At 61.5% G+C, this 20230-nt stretch carries 15 protein-coding genes; 10 read left to right on the forward strand and 5 right to left on the reverse strand.

Going from position 1 to position 20230, the window contains the following annotated elements; translation table 11 throughout:
• Positions 1–210 precede the first annotated feature (210 nt).
• Entirely contained in the window at positions 211–729 is a 519-nt protein-coding gene (locus tag I5961_RS12920; protein WP_227235449.1) for a GNAT family N-acetyltransferase, read from the forward strand.
• Between the two features lie 148 nt (positions 730–877).
• On the opposite strand, the gene I5961_RS12925 is transcribed toward I5961_RS12920, so the two are convergent.
• Together I5961_RS12925 and ccoN are read right to left on the reverse strand one after the other, a co-directional pair.
• Positions 878–1099 (reverse strand): cbb3-type cytochrome c oxidase subunit 3, encoded by a 222-nt coding sequence (locus I5961_RS12925; RefSeq protein WP_227235450.1) that lies wholly within the window; start codon positions 1097–1099, stop codon positions 878–880.
• 15 nt (positions 1100–1114) lie between these two features.
• Positions 1115–2542, reverse strand: coding sequence for a cytochrome-c oxidase, cbb3-type subunit I (gene ccoN / locus I5961_RS12930; protein WP_227235451.1), 1428 nt, complete (start codon positions 2540–2542; stop codon positions 1115–1117).
• A gap of 319 nt (positions 2543–2861) precedes the next feature.
• On the opposite strand from ccoN, the gene I5961_RS12935 reads away from it, so the two are divergent.
• The 4 genes from I5961_RS12935 to I5961_RS12950 all read left to right on the forward strand — a co-directional run bounded on the left by I5961_RS12935 (position 2862) and on the right by I5961_RS12950 (position 6943).
• Positions 2862–4535: a nitrite/sulfite reductase gene (locus I5961_RS12935; RefSeq protein WP_227235452.1), complete on the forward strand. Its 1674-nt coding sequence runs from the start codon at positions 2862–2864 to the stop codon at positions 4533–4535.
• On the forward strand, positions 4532–5011 hold the full coding sequence (locus tag I5961_RS12940; RefSeq protein ID WP_227235453.1) for a DUF934 domain-containing protein: 480 nt from the start codon (positions 4532–4534) through the stop codon (positions 5009–5011). The genes I5961_RS12935 and I5961_RS12940 overlap by 4 nt, the downstream gene beginning before the upstream one ends.
• Positions 5012–5140: 129 nt before the next feature.
• Positions 5141–6115 (forward strand): hypothetical protein, encoded by a 975-nt coding sequence (locus tag I5961_RS12945; protein ID WP_227235454.1) that lies wholly within the window; start codon positions 5141–5143, stop codon positions 6113–6115.
• Positions 6116–6271: 156 nt separating this feature from the next.
• A complete protein-coding gene (locus I5961_RS12950; protein WP_085703984.1) occupies positions 6272–6943 on the forward strand; it encodes a DUF3313 domain-containing protein in 672 nt (223 codons plus the stop codon).
• A 49-nt stretch (positions 6944–6992) separates the two neighbouring features.
• On the opposite strand, the gene I5961_RS12955 is transcribed toward I5961_RS12950, so the two are convergent.
• The 3 genes from I5961_RS12955 to I5961_RS12965 form a co-directional block, all read right to left on the reverse strand.
• Positions 6993–7988 (reverse strand): DUF3829 domain-containing protein, encoded by a 996-nt coding sequence (locus I5961_RS12955; protein ID WP_227235455.1) that lies wholly within the window; start codon positions 7986–7988, stop codon positions 6993–6995.
• Entirely contained in the window at positions 7985–9643 is a 1659-nt protein-coding gene (locus I5961_RS12960) for a J domain-containing protein (RefSeq protein ID WP_227235456.1), read from the reverse strand. Before I5961_RS12960 ends, I5961_RS12955 begins: the two co-directional genes overlap by 4 nt.
• 149 nt (positions 9644–9792) lie before the next feature.
• Positions 9793–10218, reverse strand: coding sequence for a YciI family protein (locus I5961_RS12965; protein ID WP_227235457.1), 426 nt, complete (start codon positions 10216–10218; stop codon positions 9793–9795).
• A 270-nt stretch (positions 10219–10488) separates the two neighbouring features.
• Here I5961_RS12965 and tpx point away from each other — a divergent pair, with 270 nt between their 5' ends.
• The 5 genes from tpx (at position 10489) to I5961_RS12990 (ending at position 20155) form a co-directional block, all read left to right on the forward strand.
• Complete coding sequence (gene tpx / locus I5961_RS12970; RefSeq protein WP_085700705.1) at positions 10489–10989, forward strand: thiol peroxidase; 501 nt, start codon at positions 10489–10491, stop codon at positions 10987–10989.
• 187 nt (positions 10990–11176) lie between these two features.
• A complete protein-coding gene (locus I5961_RS12975; protein ID WP_227235458.1) occupies positions 11177–12484 on the forward strand; it encodes an MdtA/MuxA family multidrug efflux RND transporter periplasmic adaptor subunit in 1308 nt (435 codons plus the stop codon).
• On the forward strand, positions 12481–15585 hold the full coding sequence (locus I5961_RS12980; protein ID WP_085700703.1) for an MdtB/MuxB family multidrug efflux RND transporter permease subunit: 3105 nt from the start codon (positions 12481–12483) through the stop codon (positions 15583–15585). Before I5961_RS12975 ends, I5961_RS12980 begins: the two co-directional genes overlap by 4 nt.
• Positions 15582–18689, forward strand: a complete 3108-nt coding sequence (locus I5961_RS12985) for an efflux RND transporter permease subunit (RefSeq protein WP_227235459.1) — start codon at positions 15582–15584, stop codon at positions 18687–18689. Before I5961_RS12980 ends, I5961_RS12985 begins: the two co-directional genes overlap by 4 nt.
• On the forward strand, positions 18686–20155 hold the full coding sequence (locus I5961_RS12990) for an efflux transporter outer membrane subunit (protein WP_085700701.1): 1470 nt from the start codon (positions 18686–18688) through the stop codon (positions 20153–20155). The genes I5961_RS12985 and I5961_RS12990 overlap by 4 nt, the downstream gene beginning before the upstream one ends.
• The last annotated feature ends 75 nt before the right edge of the window (positions 20156–20230 follow it).

The following is a 20230-nucleotide window of genomic DNA, read 5'->3' on the forward strand; positions in this document are numbered from 1 at the left end:
GACCCGATCGCTGATTCATCAGCGACCCGGAAACGATAGGGCCGGCCCCCAAGGCACACAAGCCGGCGGATTCTGGCGGAAGCGTAGGCAATGGCGCAAGGCGTTGTGGCTTGCTGGAAGTTTTGGTCAACGGCTTTAAACAGGCATGGCGAATCCGTGAGGAAGCGGTTTACATTGACCGGCCACGCACTGATCCAGGAGGGATCGTTCATGCTTGAGCACAACCCCGCGATTGATCTCGAACGCTTCAACGAATGCCATCTTGAAGGCGTCACCGCGCTCTACAACGACCCGGCGTTAGCGCGGCAAGTGTTGCAGATGCCGTTTCAATCCTCCGAGATCTGGCGCCAGCGCCTGATGCCGGACAGCGAGCGGGTGTTGAAACTGGTGGCACTGCACCAAGGGGTGGTGATCGGTTATCTGGGGCTGGAGGCTTTTTCCCGGATTCGTCGCAGTCATGCCGGCAGCATCGGGCTGAGTGTTGCGGTGGCCTGGCAAGGCAAGGGGGTGGGGACGAAACTGATGGCGGCGGCGCTGGATGTTGCCGACAACTGGATGAACCTGCACCGGGTCGAGCTTTCGGTGTACGCCGACAACGAAGCAGCCATCGGGCTCTATCGCAAGTTCGGCTTTGAGACCGAAGGCTTGTTTCGCGATTACGCCGTGCGTGACGGGCAATGGGTCGACACTCTGAGCATGGCGCGCCTGCGCCAGACGCCAACGGTTTGAAAGATCGTTCCCACGCTCCGCGTGGGAATGCAGCCCGGGACGCTCCGCGTCCCTTCCGGAGCTGGAACGCGGAGCGTCCCTTGAGGCATTCCCACGCAGACGGTTCGACGCCTCGACGTGGGAACGATCAACGAGCAACGGCAGTTGCTCACATTTCGAGGTTGACCCACCCCGGCTTCGCCACCTCCGGCGCTACCGCTTTCACGGTCTTGCCGGTGGCCAGCTCAACCCGCCGCGCCACCTCCGGATCATCCGCAAACGGCGTCAGACTTGCCTCATCCAGGCTTTCAGCCGTTTCATGGCGCAAGCAATACTCCACCGACAACCACAAAAACAGCACGCCCAACACATTCAAGAAAACATCGAACATGACCGGCTCCCTTTATCAGGCGATCTGCGCTTCACGGTGGGCAATTGCAACATCCGCCACCCGCACCGTGCGCCACACGTTGTAGGCCATCAGCAGCATGCCGCTGAGGAAGAACACCCCGCCTGCAAATCGCACCACAAACCCGGGATGGCTGGCCTGCAGCGCCTCGACGAACGAATAAGTCAGCGTGCCGTCCTCGTTGATCGCCCGCCACATCAGGCCCTGGGTAATCCCGTTGACCCACATCGAAGCGATGTACAAAACGGTACCGATGGTCGCCAGCCAGAAGTGCAGGTTGATCAGCGGCGTGCTGTGCATCCGCTCGCGGCCAAAGACTTTCGGCACCATGTGATAGGTCGCCCCGAAGGTGATCATCGCCACCCAGCCAAGGGCGCCGGCGTGGACGTGGCCGATGGTCCAGTCGGTGTAGTGGGAGAGGGCGTTGACGGTCTTGATCGCCATCATCGGGCCTTCGAAGGTCGACATGCCGTAGAACGCCAGCGACAGGACGAGGAAACGCAGGATCGGGTCGGTGCGCAACTGATGCCAGGCGCCGGACAGCGTCATCATCCCGTTGATCATGCCGCCCCAGCTCGGCGCGAGCAGGATCAGCGACATCGCCATCCCCAACGACTGCGCCCAGTCCGGCAGCGCGGTGTAGTGCAAATGGTGCGGGCCGGCCCAGATGTACAGGGTGATCAACGCCCAGAAATGCACGATTGACAGGCGGTACGAATACACCGGCCGATTGACCTGTTTCGGCACGAAGTAATACATCATCCCGAGGAACCCGGTGGTCAGAAAGAAGCCCACCGCGTTGTGCCCGTACCACCACTGCACCATGGCGTCGGTGGCGCCGGAATACACCGGATAGGACTTGAACCAGTCCACCGGGATCGACAGGTGATTGACCACGTGCAGCATGGCGATCACCAAAATGAATGCGCCGAAGAACCAGTTGCCGACGTAGATGTGTTTGGTCTTGCGCTGCACCACGGTGGTGAAAAACACGATGGCGTATGCAACCCAGACCACGGCCATCCAGACCGCGCCGGAGAATTCGATTTCGGCGTATTCCTTGGTGGTGGTGTAGCCCATCGGCAGGCTGACCAGCATGATCACGATCACTGACTGCCAGCCCCAGAAAGTGAACGCGGCGAGTTTGTCTGAGTACAGCCGCACCTGGCAGGTCCGCTGCACCGCGTAATAACTGGCGGCAAATTGCGCGCTGCCGGCGAAACCGAAAATCACCAGGCTGGTGTGCAACGGTCGCAAGCGGCCGAAGGTGGTCCACGGCAAGTCCAGATTCATGTCCGGCCATACCAGTTGCGAGGCGATCCATACCCCCATCGCCATGCCCACGACACCCCAGAAAACAGTGGCGATGACGAATTGGCGGACGACCTTGTAGTTATAAGCCTGTCCGATTGTTGCTGTGCTCATGGTCAATTCTTCCACGGTTGCAAAGTCTTGCCAGGCCACCCGGTCTGGCACGAGCTGCACTGTAGAAACCCCACCGGAAACAAAACAGGCTCAGGAATTGTTCATTTATGCGGATCAGATCCAGGCGCTGCCTGCGGCCATCTGACGCGCCCTGATACGGTTTTTATGCGTTCAGCTGAATCTGTAACGGGCTGCGCTGCAACGTCATAGTGCTTTCAGGAATCTGTGGGAACGAGGCATCTAGAGATTGCGCCAGATCGCGCAATCTCTAGATGCCTCGTTCCCACAGGAGTTGTGCTGAGTGCTGATGAGGTAGCCGATGTATCAATACGACGATTACGACCGGGCGCTGGTGTTCGAGCGCGTTGCGCAGTTTCGCGATCAGGTCGAGCGCTTCATGGCCGGGGAGTTGAGCGAAGAAGAATTCCTGCCGCTGCGCCTGCAGAACGGCCTGTACATGCAAAAGCACGCTTACATGCTGCGGGTGGCGATTCCCTACGGCACGCTGAGCGCCGTGCAGATGCGCACATTGGCGAGCATCGCCAGTGACTATGACCGAGGTTACGGCCACTTCACCACGCGGCAGAACATGCAGTTCAACTGGATCGAGCTGCACCAGGTGCCGGACATCCTTCAACGTCTGGCGCAGGTCAACATGCATGCGATCCAGACCTCGGGCAACTGCGTACGCAACATCACCACCGAAGCTTTCGCCGGCGTCGCGGCGGACGAGTTGATCGACCCGCGCCCGCTGGCGGAGATCCTGCGGCAATGGTCGACGATCAACCCGGAGTTCCTGTTCCTGCCACGCAAATTCAAGATCGCCATCTGCTCGGCGAAGCACGACCGCGCGGCGATCATGATGCATGACATCGGCCTCTACCTTTACCCCGGCCATGACGGGCAGATGCTCTTGCGAGTGATCGTCGGCGGCGGTCTGGGGCGCACGCCGATCCTCGGTTTGCAGATTCGCGACGGCTTGCCGTGGCAGCATTTGCTGTCCTATGTCGAGGCGGTGCTGCGGGTCTACAACCCCCACGGCCGTCGCGACAACAAGTACAAGGCGCGGATCAAGATTCTGGTCAAGGCGCTGGGCATCGGGGCGTTCGCCAAAGAGGTCGAGGAAGAGTGGCAACACCTCAAGGACGGCCCGGCGCAACTGACGGAGGATGAATACCAGCGAGTCGCCAGTGCTTTCGTGCCGCCGAGCTATCGCACGCTGGCGGATACGGATCTGGATTTCGGCACGCACCTGGCCGAGAACGCGGCGTTCGCCCGCTGGGTCGCGCGCAACGTGCAGCCGCACAAGGTGCCGGGCTACACCAGCGTGGTGCTGTCGACCAAACCGGGCCTGGCTTCGCCACCGGGGGATGTGACCGGTTTGCAGATGCTGGCCGTGGCCGACTGGTCCGAGCGCTTCGGTTTTGGCGAAATACGCATCGCCCACGAGCAGAACATCGTCCTGCCGGACGTGCCCAAATCCGAGCTTTTTGCGTTGTGGCAACTGGCGAAAGAGCAGGGCCTGGGCGCGGCCAACGTCGGTCTGCTGACCGACATCATTGCCTGCCCCGGCGGGGATTTCTGTGCGCTGGCCAACGCCAAATCGATCCCGATTGCCCAGGCGATTCAGGCACGCTTTGACAACCTCGACTACCTGCACGATCTGGGCGACATCAGCCTGAACATTTCCGGCTGCATGAACGCCTGCGGCCATCATCACATCGGCAACATCGGGATCCTCGGCGTCGATAAAAACGGCAGCGAGTGGTACCAGATCACCCTCGGCGGTGCTCAGGGCAAGAACAGCGCACTGGGCAAAGTCATCGGTCCGTCGTTCAGCGCCGCTGAAGTGCCGCAGGTGATCGAGCGGATCATCGGCACGTTCGTCCGTTATCGCGAGGCCGAAGAGTTGTTCGTCGATACCGTGGCGCGCATCGGACTGGAGCCGTTCAAGGAACGGATCTACCCGAAAGCGCTGGAGGTGCCGGCATGAACAATCTGCTGCGCATGGAGGCGGGCGGGGCGCGGATCGTGCTCGACGATCCATGGACGCTGGTCCGCTCGCCTGAAACGGAGCCCGGCGCCGGAATGTTGATTCTGCCGCTGGCCCACTGGCTTGAATCGCCCTCGACCCATGCGGTCTGGCTCGGCCCGGACGATGGCGTCGAAAGCCTGCTGCCATTTCTGACCTCGCTGCCGTTGATCGCCCTCGACTTCCCGAGCTTTCGCGATGGCCGCGCCTACAGTCAGGCCTATCTGCTGCGCAGCCGTTTCGGCTGGAAAGGCGAGTTGCGCGCCATTGGCGATGTGCTGCGCGACCAGCTCAGCCATATGCGCCAGTGCGGTTTCGACAGCTTCGCGGTGCGCGAGGACAAATCCGCCGAGGATGCGCTCAAGGGCCTGGCCGGGATGAGCGTGTTGTATGGGCGCTCGGTGATTGAACCGCGACCGCTGTTCCGGCGCAGGTGATGCAGGGGAAACCCCTAGAACCCTGATGAATCGGGGATTTTCCCTTGGGTCGATGGTGGCCTTTTGGTAGAGTCCCCGTCGCCAGCGGGTTTTCGGCTGGACGACGGAACGAAGAAGGGAGTCTGATCAGTGAGTCCGGGCAAAAAAATTCTGGGCATCTCCGCGTTGCTGCTGATGGTGACGCTGTGGGCCGGTTACATCTATGTGTTCAACGAAAACCGTGGCGGTCAGCTCGGTGGCGTCGGCGAAAGCACCGCCTGGTGCGGCACGCCGCCGAACACACAAGCGGCGCTGCAGGGCAAGGATCAATTGACCTTGCGCATCACCAACAACCTGCGCGGCGAGTTCATGCTCAGCGGCGCGGTGGTGGTCTCCGAACGTACTTTCAACCGCTATGACCTGGGCCGCAACGAACTGCGTCTGCGCCTGGAACCGTTGCAATGGTCCTACGGCGTCACGCCGATCTTCCTTGAGCAAGTAAAAGTCCTGCCCCTGAGCCGCAACCTCGCCTCGACCGACAAGAGCGCCTTCGCCGAACTCGAATCGCGCCCGATCAGCGTTCAGGGCCGGGTCACCGAGTTTCCCTTCGACACCTATCGCTACGGCTACAAACCGGTGCTGTATTACCTCAAGGGCAGCGAGCGTATCGACCTGCGCTTCAAGAACATCACCACGCTGATGGAGGTGTCCAACACCTTCACGCCGATCCAGAAGTACAACCGCGCTGACTACATCAACGAGAAAAACTCGATGATCCGCGACGAAGACTACAAGGCCTACGGCCCCCACGAATGCGCGTTCAGCGTCGAGCGCAAAGGCTCGTTCAAGGTCGTGGTGCTGTTGATGCTGCTGGTGCTGTGCCTGCCGTTGCTGCTGGTGTTCTACCGCGATGAACCGGGGATCGACTTCCTCGCCACGCTGGTGGGAATCGGCGTGGTACGCACTGTGCTGGTGGGGCCGGTGCAGGATTTCCAGCTGTACGACATCGATTTTCTGTTCGGAGCGGCAATTTTGCTGGTGGGCACGGTGTCGCTGATCAAGGCGATGCGGGCAAACAGCCGGCGGGAGATGGCGTTGAGGAGCGGGGAGACTTCGAGCTGGTAGCAGAAAGCTTCAAGTACCGGTGATGGCCCGGACCTTTCAAAGGTCCGGGCCCGGCATTGCCCAGTGTCGGCGTTTCTGATCGCAAACGACGCGGATTCAGCTATACCTGTAACTCCCCCGACGCAATAAATTCGGCCTTCCGACAGGAGTTACAGCATGAAGCTAGCCGTAATGATGAGCACCCTGTGCATTGCCACGCTGGGCGTAGTGGGCTGCTCCAGCAAAACCGTCGCACCCGACGAATACTCAGGCTTCCTCAAGGACTACAGTCAGCTCAGGGAGGCCAAATCTCCGTCGGGGGCCGAAGTGATGCGCTGGATCGACCCGAAAATCGACATCGGCAAATTCACCAGCGTCTACGTCGAACCGACCCAGCTCTATCCCAAACCGCAACCCACCGTGAAGATTCCGCAGCAGACCCTCAACGGCATCACCAGCTATTACGATCAGGCACTCAAGCGTGAATTGGGCAAATCCCTGCCGCTGGCCTCAGGCCCCGGACCGGGTGTGATCGTGGTGCGCGCGGCCATCACCGCCGTCAGCAGCAAGACCGAAGGCCTGCATGCCTATGAAGTGATTCCGATTGCTCTGGTCGCCGCAGCGGTCAGTACCGCCAGCGGGATTCGTGATCAGGAAACCACCCTGGCGACCGAAGCGGTGTTCCTCGACGGCGGCACCAACAAGGTGGCGGCGCAAGTGGTGCGCAAGGGCACCGGCAAACCACTGGAAAACGATTCGCAGGTGATGAAGGCCGATGATGTGAAAAGCGTGATCGACGGCTGGGCGGCGGATCTGCATCAGTCCTACCTCAAGCTCAAGGCCAGGTAAGACCGGCGCGCCGGGTTGCCCCAACGGACGACCCGGCGGGTTCACTGCGTCAGAAGTTGGCGCGTGCCAGCCGGTTGTAATGGCTGAGCAAGCCGTCGTAACTGCGGGTCACGGCGTAATAGTCCTCGCTCAGGCGCTGAGGCTGTGCATGGTTCTGCCAGTCTGCCTGCAGGGTGTTCAACGCCTCGAGATAGTTTTGCCCCGGCTCGCCAATGCGCAGCCACAGATCACGCGCGGCATCGGTCTTGTTCTGGAACCCACCGGTGCGCGGCGCGAGCCAGGGTTCGCGACGGTTCCAGGCCTGTTGCAGCTTTGCGGTGGTCTCGGCAAGCAATTTCGGGGTCAGGGTGCGTTTTTTCATCGCTTCGTCGAGCACATCGACGGTCTCCCGCGCCTGAATCATGTACGCCAGCAAATCCCAGTGAATGTCCCTGCCCAGACGCGCTTCGAGCAGCTTGAGCTGTTCGGGACGCTGCGCGGCGTCGAGCGGCAGCAGGCTTTGCCGCAGAGCCGTCGAAGCGCCGATGTACTCCTGTGACACGCGCTCGATCGCCGCGAGTTCGCCAGGTGAGGGCTGTTGCGATCCGGAGATGAAACTCGCCTCTCGGTAAAAGCGCGCTGGAGCAATGGTCGTCGTGACGTGATTCAGCGTCCGGACATACTCGTTGGCCTGTCGCGCCAGCTCTGGTTGCCAGGTCAGCAATTCGAGTTTTTCCGTGAGGCCCTGACCGCAGACATCACGCTGTATGTCGCGCACGTTGAACGCGTCACTGTCGTCGAAATCCTTGAGGCTCTTCAACCAGCGCTGGTCGCGAGGCAAGGGCGGTTGAGGGTTCTTGTAGCGATCGTAGGCCGCTCGCCATTGCACGTCGATCCGGTTGACGCACGCGATCAGCGGGCTCAGGGCATTGGCCTGAGCGGTGACCGGCGCATCGCGTCCATCCAGCCAGAGATCGAGCTGGAGGAAAGGTCGGGTCGCACTGGTCAGCGCCATCACCACCAGCGCGAAGAAAATACCGACGCAAAACATCACTCTGCTGCTCATGGTCGCGCCTCCTTGCCGTACCACTGTTCAACGGTGGCCGGTGCGCTGCATTCGGCGGTGGTGGCCGGCAAGCGGCTGCACAGGCGTTCGGTCCAGGGTTGCAGGCCCTGATTGCGATTGACTGTGCCTTGGCTGGCGACCACCTTGAACACGCCGAGCACAAGGGCCAGCACCACAATCCCGAGGATCGTCACGCCGACTTTCACGGCAGGTCGGCTCTCTGCCCAGGACACCCGTGGCCGGGACTGCCAGCGCCGCACCAGTCCGAACGTTGCAAGGGTTGCGGCATACACCACGCCGGCAATCGGGCCGAAAAACCAGCCAAGCCCGGCCACCATCAGCGCGCCGGGCACGAAGTCGCGCAGCACGCCGAACGGCGGCGAGTCTTTGAGGGATCCGGGGCAAAGACTTGCGCTGAGCCGGTCATCCAGCCGCCATACGCGATGTGCAACGTTGTGCACCAGCCAATTGAGCCCCGCCACGATCACGCTAAACACCACGGTCGAGATCATGACGATATTGATCAGTCCACTGAGGCGCGCGCCCAACGGAATGTAATGGGTGAACGCGCCGATCAGGCAGGCCAACACCACGCCCACGTAGGTTGGCCAGTCGTTGAAACTCAGTTCCCAGTCGCGCCAGAAAAACGCCGTGCCGCCGGGCATCTGCGCGCAGACATTGGGGTGATTGGCGTACAGCTCGGAACTCAATTTGCGGCACTGCGCCCAGTCTTCTTCGCGCAAGCGTCGGGCCAGCGCACGGCGGGCGCTGAACGAGCCGGTACCCAGCAGCAGGCGGGCGGCGCGGTGTTCGGGGGTGGCGGGTGGTTCCAGGGCGAGCTGTTGCTGGCGTGCCACAAAAAACGGCGCATTTTGTCGAGCCAGCAGACGTTGCCATTCGCCGTCAGGGCAGGGATTTCCTGTGCCGCCGTGCCAACCCTGACCGGTGCGCACCCGTTCGAATACCTCGGGAGACCAGAAAGACGAATCCAGCAGCATCTGGCTCAGGGCACGGTTGAACCATTGCTGATGTTGTTCAATCGCCAGCCAGTTGAAATCCGCACGGCGGGCGTAGGCCTGGAGGAATTCGTCAACGTCTTCGCGTTCGAGGGCATCACGCATCGGTTGCGTGATACGCGTGCGCTGCCGGGCCAGCAACAGCTCGATCGATTCCTCATCCAGCTCCAGCCGTTGCCAGGCGCTGAACCAGAAAAAGGTCGGCACTGCCCAGTCCACCAGAGTGTCGGAGGATTGCGGGTGTTCGATGCAGTGATGCAGCAGCGTGTCCTCGAAGATGTGCGCACAGCCTTGTTCGAGGGCGACGGTGTGGCGATGTTCGAGCTCTTCAACGCTGAGCCCGTCCAGCGAGCGGGTTGCCAGTTGCAGGGCGTCGACCTCGACCACGGTCAGGCCGCTCAAGTCCCAGGATTCCTCAATGCGCTGGTCCTGCGCTTGTTCCTGCACTTCGTCCTGATCCTGCGCGTGATACTGCTGCCATTCCTTGTAGGCCAGCGCCTGCTCATAGGCATCGCGCAGTCGCTGGAAACCCTCGGGGTCGTCGTCGGGGCGGGTCTGTTTGAGCAGGACGGCATATTGGCGTTTGATAGTGCGCACATCGGCGTCGGCCGACAGGCCAAGGACGGTCCAGCAACTCATTGCGATGACAACTCCATAAAAACCGCGACGCGATCCAGTGGTGGCATTGTGATGTTGCGCACCCTACCTGTTTCGCGTCGAAAAGTCCTCGTGTCTCGTTCAGTCGCCACCGGCCTTACAGAAAATGCTGATGTTCTCCATTCGGGGCTTCAGTGTTTTTTGGCTTGTTCGCGTATGCGTTCTTCCTGCTCGCGCAGTTCCGGGGTGAACTCGGCACCGAAATCTTCCGCGCTGAACACCTGGCGAATCTCGATTTCCGATTCAGTGCCCGGCATGGGGTTCGGGCAGCGCTTGACCCATTCGATGGCTTCTTCTTTGGACTTCACGTCCCAGATCCAGTAGCCGGCGATCAGCTCCTTGGTTTCAGCGAACGGGCCGTCGATCACGCTACGGTTTTCGCCGCTGAAGCACACACGGGCGCCTTTGCTGCTGGGGTGCAGGCCGTCGGCGGAAACCAGAATGCCGGCCTTGGCCAGTTCCTCGTTGTAGTTACCCATGTCGGTCAGCAGTTGCTCGCTGGGCATCACGCCGGCTTCGGAGTCGTGGCTGGCTTTGACAATGATCATGAAGCGCATGGTGTTTCTCCACAGTCAGGTAAGGGATTCATGGCTTAGTCGAACGGATCGGGTCGGAATCGACAGGTCGTTAAAGAAAAGATGCAGACTTGCGTTTTAACAAGCAGCACCTTCTTTGAGAGCAGGGATATGGGAAGCCTGGAGAATGTGTATCCAGTTTTGGGCGCCAGCACATGACAATTTCAGTTCAGGCATAGGTCGTCGGACAATTTCGTGGTTAACTTCCGCCTCTTGCATGCTTTCCCAACAACGTTAAGAAGGACTCCGTTCATGGCTCAAGTCACGCTCAAAGGCAACCCGGTTCAAGTCAACGGCCAACTGCCACAAGCCGGTTCCAAGGCGCCAGCCTTTTCCCTGGTAGCCGGCAATCTGTCCGACGTCACCCTGAAAGACTTCGCCGGCAAGCGCAAAGTGCTGAACATCTTCCCAAGCGTCGACACCCCGACCTGCGCCACTTCCGTGCGCAAGTTCAACGCTCAGGCCAACGACATCAGCAACACCGTGGTGCTGTGCATCTCGGCTGACCTGCCGTTCGCCCAGGCTCGCTTCTGCGGCGCCGAAGGCCTGGAAAACGTACAAAACCTGTCGACCCTGCGCGGCGCCGAGTTCATCGAGAACTACGGTGTGGCCATCGCTGACGGCCCGCTGAAAGGTCTGACCGCCCGTGCGGTGGTTGTTCTGGACGAAAACGACAACGTCCTGTACAGCGAGCTGGTCAAGGAAATTGCAGAAGAGCCTAACTACGACGCGGCACTCTCGGTTTTGAAATAAGTGTTCTGAACAGCGCTTTTACAATTGTTAACGGCCTGGCCCTGTCCAGGCCGTTTTCATTTGTGTATCAGTGTTTTGCCTCACACCTTGAAACGTAAGTGGAAGGTAAATTGCCGGTAAAGCTGCTTTGCTAAATCCCGGCCAGTGCTTATCGTTCAGCCTCCCGTAAAAGAAGCCCACGCGCCCAATGGTTAATCACTCCATGCAATCGTCTTCCCGAAACGCCCGTCGCTGGCTGTTGAGCCTGCTTGTCTTGCTGGTCATTGCCGGTCTGTGCTGGAAATTCTGGCCCGCCGGTTCGACCCACAAGGAGGGCGGCGAGAAGGCGCAGGCCGGTCACACGGGGCGTTCGGGGATGATGCGGCCGGGCTTCGGCGGCGCGGCGGGGCCGATTCCGGTGCGCGTGGCGCCGGCGGTCACCGGGGACTTCCCGCTGTATTACAAGGCACTGGGCACGGTCACGGCGCTTAACACCATCAATGTGCGCAGCCGGGTCGGTGGCGAGCTGGTGAAGATCTATTTCGAGGAAGGGCAGATGGTCAAGGCCGGCGACCTGCTGGCGGAGATCGACCCGCGTCCGTACCAGAACGCCTTGCTCCAGGCTGAAGGCACCTTGCTGCAGAATCAGGCGCAGTTGAAGAACGCCCAGGTCGATGTCGAGCGTTATCGCGGTCTTTACAAGGAAGACAGCATCGCCAAGCAGACCCTGGATACCGCCGAAGCGCTGGTCGGCCAGTACCTCGGGACCGTGAAAACCAATCAGGCGGCGGTCAACGACGCCAAGCTCAATCTTGAATTCACCAAAATCCGCGCACCGATTGCCGGTCGCGTCGGCCTGCGTCAGCTCGACGTCGGCAACCTGGTGGCGGCGAACGACACGACTTCCCTGGCGGTGATCACCCAGACCCAGCCGATCAGCGTCGCCTTCACCCTGCCGGAAAACAGCCTGGAAACCGTGCTTGCCCGCTACCGCAGCGGCGCCAAGCTGCCCGCCGAAGCCTGGGATCGTGGCGACACCAAACTGCAAGCCACCGGTGTGCTGCAAAGCCTCGACAACCAGATCGACGTGACCACCGGCACCCTGAAATTCAAGGCTCGCTACGAGAACCGCGATCAGTCGCTGTTCCCCAACCAGTTCGTCAACATCCACCTGCTGGCAGACACCTTGAAAGGTGTGGTGCTGGCGCCCTCGGCGGCCATTCAGTTCGGCACCAATGGCACCTTCGTCTACGCGCTGGACGGCGACAAGAAAGTCACTATCCGCCAGTTGAAGATCGGTGCCAGCGACGGCGAAAACACCGTGATCACCGAAGGCCTCGCCGCTGGCGATCGCGTGGTGCTGGAAGGCACTGACCGCCTGAAGGAAGGCAGCGAAGTGGAAGTGGTCAACGACAGCAAGGACGTACCGACCACTCCGACCGAGCATCTGCAAGGCAAGTCGGCCGCGACCGCGCCTGACGCCACCGTCACCGACAAGGCCAAGAAGGGCGCATGAACATTTCGCGCCTGTTCATCCTCCGCCCGGTCGCCACCACGCTGAGCATGCTGGCCATCGTGCTGGCCGGTCTGATTGCCTATCGCCTGCTGCCGGTGTCGGCGTTGCCGCAGGTCGATTACCCGACTATCCGGGTCATGACTCTTTATCCCGGCGCCAGTCCGGACGTAATGACCAGTGCCGTCACCGCGCCGCTGGAACGTCAGTTCGGGCAGATGCCGGGTCTCACGCAAATGGCTTCGACCAGCTCCGGCGGTGCCTCGGTGCTGACCCTGCGTTTCAGCCTCGACATCAACATGGACGTCGCCGAACAGCAGGTGCAGGCCGCGATCAACGCTGCGACCAACCTGCTGCCGACCGACTTGCCGGCGCCGCCGGTTTACAACAAGGTCAACCCGGCGGACACCCCGGTGCTGACCCTGGCCATCACTTCGAAAACCATGTTGCTGCCCAAACTCAATGATCTGGTCGATACGCGCATGGCGCAGAAGATCGCCCAGATCAGCGGCGTCGGCATGGTCAGCATTGCCGGCGGTCAGCGTCAGGCGGTACGGATCAAGGTCAACCCCGAGGCGCTCGCCGCCAACGGCCTGAACCTGTCGGACGTGCGCACGCTGATCGGCGCGTCCAACGTCAACCAGCCCAAGGGCAACTTCGACGGCCCGACCCGGGTGTCGATGCTCGATGCCAACGACCAACTGACCTCGCCCAAGGATTACGCCAACCTGATCCTGGCCTACGCTAACGGCGCGCCATTGCGGCTCAAGGATGTCGCGCAGATCGTCGACGGCGCCGAAAACGAGCGTCTGGCGGCGTGGGCCAACCAGAATCAGGCTGTTCTGCTGAACATCCAGCGTCAGCCGGGCGCCAACGTGATCGAGGTGGTCGACCGGATCAAGGCGCTGCTGCCAAGCATCACCGACAACCTGCCGGCCGGTCTCGACGTTGTCGTGCTGACCGACCGCACCCAGACCATCCGCGCCTCCGTGACCGACGTGCAGCACGAATTGCTGATCGCCATCGCGCTGGTGGTGATGGTGACGTTCCTGTTCCTGCGACGGGCCAGCGCCACGATCATTCCGTCAGTGGCCGTGCCGTTGTCGCTGATCGGTACGTTCGGCGTGATGTATTTGGCCGGGTTCTCGGTCAATAACCTGACCTTGATGGCGCTGACCATCGCCACCGGTTTTGTGGTCGACGATGCGATCGTGATGCTGGAAAACATCGCGCGCTTCATCGAGGAGGGCGACAGCCCGATGCAGGCCGCGCTCAAGGGCGCGAAGCAGATCGGCTTCACCCTGATTTCCCTGACTCTGTCGCTGATCGCGGTACTGATTCCGCTGCTGTTCATGGCCGACGTAGTGGGGCGGTTGTTCCGCGAATTCGCCATCACCCTGGCGGTGGCGATCCTGATTTCCCTCGTGGTTTCGCTGACCCTGACGCCGATGATGTGTGCGCGTCTGCTCAAGCGTGAGCCGGAAGAACATGAACAGGGCCGCTTCTACCGTGCCAGCGGTGCGTTTATCGACTGGATGATTGCCGCTTACGGGCGCAAGTTGCAGTGGGTGCTCAAGCACCAGCCGCTGACCCTGCTGGTGGCCATCGGTACGCTGGCGCTGACCGTGTTCCTTTATATGGTGGTGCCCAAGGGCTTCTTCCCGGTGCAGGACACCGGGGTGATCCAGGGGATTTCCGAAGCGCCACAGTCGATTTCCTTTGCCGCCATGGGCGAGCGTCAGCAGGCGCTGGCCAAGGTGATTCTGGAAGATCCGGCGGTGGAAAGCCTGTCGTCCTACATCGGTGTCGACGGTGACAATGCCACGCTCAACAGCGGTCGGCTGCTGATCAACCTCAAGCCTCATGGCCAGCGTGATCTGACCGCCACCGAAGTGATTGCCCGCCTGCAACCGCAACTGGACAAACTGGTGGGCATCCGCCTGTTCATGCAGCCGGTGCAGGACCTGACCATTGAAGACCGCGTCAGCCGCACCCAGTACCAGTTCAGCATGTCGTCGCCGGATTCCGAACTGCTCAGCCTGTGGAGCGGGCGCCTGGTCGAGGCGCTGGCCCAGCGCCCGGAACTCACCGACGTCGCCAGTGACTTGCAGGATAAGGGCTTGCAGGTGTTCCTGGTGATCGACCGCGATGCCGCTTCACGGCTGGGCGTGTCGGTGTCGAACATCACTGATGCACTGTACGACGCGTTTGGCCAGCGGCAGATCTCGACCATCTACACCCAGGCCAGCCAGTACCGCGTGGTGCTGCAGGCTCAGGCCGGAGAGAAAATCGGCCCGCAGGCGCTGGATCAGATTCACGTCAAGACCACCGATGGCGGGCAGGTGCGCTTGTCGAGTCTGGCCCACGTCGAGGAACGGCAGGCGCAACTGGCGATCACCCACATCGGCCAGTTCCCGGCGGTGATGATGTCGTTCAACCTCGCGCCGGGCGTGGCGCTGGGGCATGCGGTGGACATCATCGAGCAGGTGCAAAAGGACATCGGCATGCCGCTCGGCGTGCAGACCCAGTTCCAGGGCGCAGCCGAAGCGTTCCAGGCCTCGTTGTCGAGCACCTTGCTGCTGATTCTGGCGGCGGTGGTGACCATGTACATCGTGCTCGGGGTGCTTTACGAGAGCTACATTCACCCGATCACCATCCTGTCGACCTTGCCGTCGGCAGCGGTGGGGGCCTTGCTGGCGTTGCTGCTCAGTGGCAACGATCTGGGCATGATCGCGATCATCGGCATCATCCTGCTGATCGGTATCGTGAAGAAGAACGCGATCATGATGATCGACTTCGCCCTCGACGCCGAACGCACCCAGGGCATGGCGCCGGAGCAGGCGATCTATCAGGCGGCGCTGTTGCGCTTCCGGCCGATTCTGATGACTACGCTGGCGGCGCTGTTCGGTGCAGTGCCGTTGATGCTGGCCACCGGTTCCGGCGCTGAATTGCGTCAACCGCTGGGTCTGGTGATGGTCGGCGGGTTGCTGGTGAGTCAGGTACTGACGCTGTTCACCACCCCGGTGATCTACCTGTACTTCGATCGTCTCGGTCGGCGCTGGGGCCGTGCACCGTCGGCCGTGGAGCCGGTGGAACAGCCATGAACCTGTCCGGCCCTTTCATCAAGCGTCCGGTGGCGACCATGCTCCTGAGCCTGGCGATCATGCTGCTGGGCGGTGTGAGCTTCGGCCTGCTGCCGGTGTCGCCGCTGCCGCAAATGGACTTCCCGGTGATCGTCGTGCAGGCGAGCCTGCCCGGCGCCAGTCCGGAAGTCATGGCCTCCACGGTGGCCACGCCGCTGGAGCGCTCGTTCGGCGCCATCGCTGGCGTCAACACCATGAGCAGTCGCTCCAGCCAGGGCTCGACCCGGGTGATTCTGCAATTCGACCTCGACCGCGACATCAACGGCGCGGCGCGGGAAGTGCAGGCGGCGATCAACGCTTCGCGCAACCTGCTGCCGAGCGGGATGCGCAGCATGCCGACCTACAAGAAGGTCAACCCGTCGCAGGCACCGATCATGGTGTTGTCGCTGACCTCGGACGTGCTGGAAAAGGGTCAGCTCTACGACCTGGCCTCGACCATCCTGTCCCAGAGCCTGTCCCAGGTACAGGGCGTCGGTGAAGTGCAGATCGGCGGCAGCTCGCTGCCGGCGGTGCGCATCGAACTCGAACCCCAGGCGCTGAACCAGTACGGCGTAGCGCTCGACGATGTGCGCAAGACCATCGCCGAATCCAACGTGCGCCGGCCCAAGGGCTCGGTCGAGGATGACCAGCGCCTGTGGCAGATTCAGGCCAACGACCAGTTGGAGAAAGCCAAGGATTACGAATCGCTAATCATCCACTACAACGGCGGCGCGGCCCTGCGTCTGAAAGACGTGGCCAAGGTCAGCGACGGCGTGGAAGACCGCTACAACAGCGGTTTCTTCAACGATGACGCGGCGGTGCTGCTGGTGATCAACCGCCAGGCCGGTGCCAACATCATCGAGACGGTCAACGAGATCAAGGCGCAGTTGCCGGCGTTGCAAGCGGTCTTGCCGGCCAGCGTCAAACTGAACCTGGCGATGGACCGTTCGCCGGTGATCAAGGCTACCCTGCATGAAGCGGAGATGACCCTGCTGATCGCCGTGGCACTGGTGATTCTGGTGGTGTTCCTGTTTCTCGGTAACTTCCGCGCGTCCCTGATTCCGACCTTGGCGGTGCCGGTGTCGCTGGTCGGCACCTTTGCAGTGATGTACCTCTACGGATTCTCGCTCAACAACCTGTCGCTGATGGCGCTGATTCTCGCCACCGGGCTGGTGGTGGACGACGCCATCGTGGTGCTGGAGAACATTTCCCGGCACATCGACGAAGGCGTAAAACCGATGAAGGCCGCCTACCTCGGAGCCAGGGAAGTCGGTTTCACCTTGCTGTCGATGAACGTCTCGCTGGTGGCGGTGTTCCTGTCGATCCTGTTCATGGGCGGGATCATCGAAAGCCTGTTCCGCGAATTCTCCATCACCCTGGCGGCGGCCATCGTGGTGTCGCTGGTGGTTTCCCTGACGCTGACCCCGATGCTCTGCGCCCGCTGGCTCAAACCCCACAAGCCGGGCGAGGAAAACCGCCTGCAACGCTGGAGCCGGCGCACCAACGACTGGATGGTCGGCAAATACGCCACCAGCCTCGACTGGGTGTTGCGTCACCGTCGCCTGACGTTGCTGAGCCTGATCATCACGGTCGGGGTGAACGTCGCCCTCTATGTCGTCGTGCCGAAAACCTTCATGCCGCAGCAGGACACCGGCCAGTTGATCGGTTTCGTGCGCGGTGACGATGGTCTGTCGTTCAGCGTGATGCAGCCGAAAATGGAGACCTTCCGCCGAGCGGTGCTCAAGGACGACGCGGTCGAGAGTGTTGCCGGGTTCATTGGTGGTACCAACGGCACCAACAACGCGTTCATGCTGGTACGCCTGAAGCCGATCAAGGAACGCAATATCTCGGCGCAAAAGGTCATCGAGCGCCTGCGCAAGGAAATGCCCAAAGTGCCCGGCGCACAACTGATGCTGATGGCCGACCAGGATCTGCAATTCGGCGGCGGCCGCGAGCAGACCACGTCGCAGTACAGCTACATCTTGCAAAGTGGTGATCTGGGCGCCTTGCGCGAGTGGTACCCGAAAGTGGTCACCGCGCTGCGAGCCTTGCCGGAACTGACGGCCATCGACGCCCGTGAAGGGCGCGGTGCGCAGCAGGTGACGTTGATCGTCGACCGCGATCAGGCCAAGCGCCTGGGCGTGGACATGAACATGGTCACCGCCGTGCTCAACAACGCCTACAGTCAGCGGCAGATTTCCACAATCTACGACAGCCTCAACCAGTATCAGGTGGTGATGGAGGTCAATCCGAAATATGCCCAGGATCCGGTGACGCTCAAGCAGGTTCAGGTGATCACTGCCGACGGTGCGCGGATTCCGTTGTCGACGTTCGCCCATTATGAAAACAGCCTGGAAGACGACCGGGTCAGCCACGAAGGCCAGTTCGCCTCCGAGAGCATTGCCTTCGACATGGCCGAAGGCGTGACGGTGGAGCAGGGCAGCGCCGCCATCGAGCGGGCGATTGCCAAGGTCGGCCTGCCGGAAGACGTGATCGCGAAAATGGCCGGCACCGCTGACGCTTTCGCCGCGACTCAGAAGAGTCAGCCGTTCATGATCCTCGGTGCGTTGCTGGCTGTATACCTGGTGCTGGGCGTTTTGTATGAAAGCTACATTCACCCGCTGACAATCCTCTCGACATTGCCGTCGGCCGGAGTCGGTGCCTTGCTGTCGATCTATGCGCTGGGCGGCGAGTTCAGCCTGATCTCGCTGCTCGGGCTGTTCCTGCTGATCGGCGTGGTGAAGAAGAATGCGATCCTGATGATCGACCTGGCGTTGGAACTGGAGCGTCATCAAGGCATGGCGCCGCTGGAATCGATCCGCAGCGCCTGTCTGCAACGTTTGCGGCCGATCCTGATGACCACGCTGGCGGCGATCCTCGGCGCCTTGCCGTTGTTGCTCGGCCGGGCTGAAGGCGCCGAAATGCGCCAGCCGCTGGGCCTGACCATCATCGGCGGGCTGGTCTTCAGCCAGGTGCTGACCCTTTACACCACGCCTGTGGTTTACCTCTATCTCGACAAGCTGCGCCATCGTTTCAACAAATGGCGTGGCGTGCGCACCGATGCCGCTCTGGAAACTCCGCTATGACTGACCGTTCGCTTATCAATCTGGCTACCGTTCGCGGCTCGCGCCTGCTGAGCTTGTCTCTGTGCGTGGCGATGCTCAGTGCCTGCGCCGTCGGCCCGGACTACCAGCGCCCGCAGACCGCCGAAATCGCCCAGTACAAGGAAGCCGAAGGCTGGCGTCAGGCCAACCCGAGCGATTCCCTGGCGCGCGGTGCCTGGTGGGAGCTGTATGGCGACCGTCAGCTCAACGAGCTGATCGAGAAACTCAACAGCTCCAACCAGACCGTCGCCCAGTCCGAAGCCCAGTACCGTCAGGCCCAGGCCCTGGTGCGCAGCGCGCGGGGGGCGTTTTACCCGAGCGTCGATCTGAGCGCCGGCAAGACACGCTCCAGTCAAGGCACCGGCAGCAGCAGTTCGAGCCTTAGCAGTTCCGCCAGCGGGATTCGTGACACCTACAACGCGCAACTGGGCGTGAGTTGGGAAGCGGATGTCTGGGGCAAATTGCGTCGTGGCCTCGAAGCCAATGAAGCCAGTGCCCAGGCGAGCTACGCCGATCTGGCGGCGATGCGTTTGAGCCAGCAGTCGGAACTGGTGCAGAACTACCTGCAATTGCGGGTGATCGATCAGCAGAAACGCCTGCTCGAATCGACAGTCGCGGCTTACGAGCGCTCGCTGAAAATGACCATGAACCAGTACAACGCCGGGGTTTCCGGGCGCGATGCGGTGGCGCAGGCGCAGACCCAGTTGAAAACGGCCCAGGGCGATCTGGTGGACCTGGTCTGGCAACGGGCGCAGTTCGAAAACGCCATCGCGGTACTGACCGGCCAGCCGCCCGCCGAATTCAACATTGCCGAAACCCAGGACATTCCCAAGCTGCCGCAGATCCCGCTGAGCCTGCCGTCGCAGTTGCTTGAGCGCCGCCCGGACATTGCTTCGGCCGAGCGTTCAGTGATCGCCGCCAATGCCAACATCGGTGTGGCCAAGGCTGCGTACTACCCGGATTTCAGCCTGAGCTTGAGCGGCGGCTACAGCAGCAGTACCTCGCAGAACCTGATCAGCCTGCCGAACCGCTTCTGGTCGGTGGGGCCGAAAATGACCCTGCCGCTGTTCGACGGCGGCATCCGTTCGGCCGAAGTCGACCGCACCGAAGCGGTGTACGACCAGACCGTGGCCAAATACCGCCAGACCGTGCTCGACGGCTTCCGTGAAGTGGAAAACTACCTGGTGCAGTTGAAGGTGTACGAGGACGAAGCGGCGGTGCGCCAGGAAGCCCTTGATGCGGCACGGGATTCGTTGCGTCTGACCGAAAACCAGTACAAGGCTGGCGTAATCGCTTATCTGGATGTGGTGGTGGTGCAGGCGACTGCCCTGAGTAATGAGCGCACTGTCCTGAATATTCTGCAGAACCGCTTGATCGCCAGCGTGCAGTTGATCGCGGCGCTGGGCGGTGGTTGGGACGGCCAGTTGGAAACCACTGATAACCGCTGACGTGAAGCAATGATCATTGATCGTTCCCACGCTCTGCGTGGGAATGCCTCCACGGACGCTCTGCGTCCTGCCTTG

Origin of the sequence: Pseudomonas sp. IAC-BECa141, from assembly GCF_020544405.1 — a bacterium.
GTDB lineage: Bacteria > Pseudomonadota > Gammaproteobacteria > Pseudomonadales > Pseudomonadaceae > Aquipseudomonas.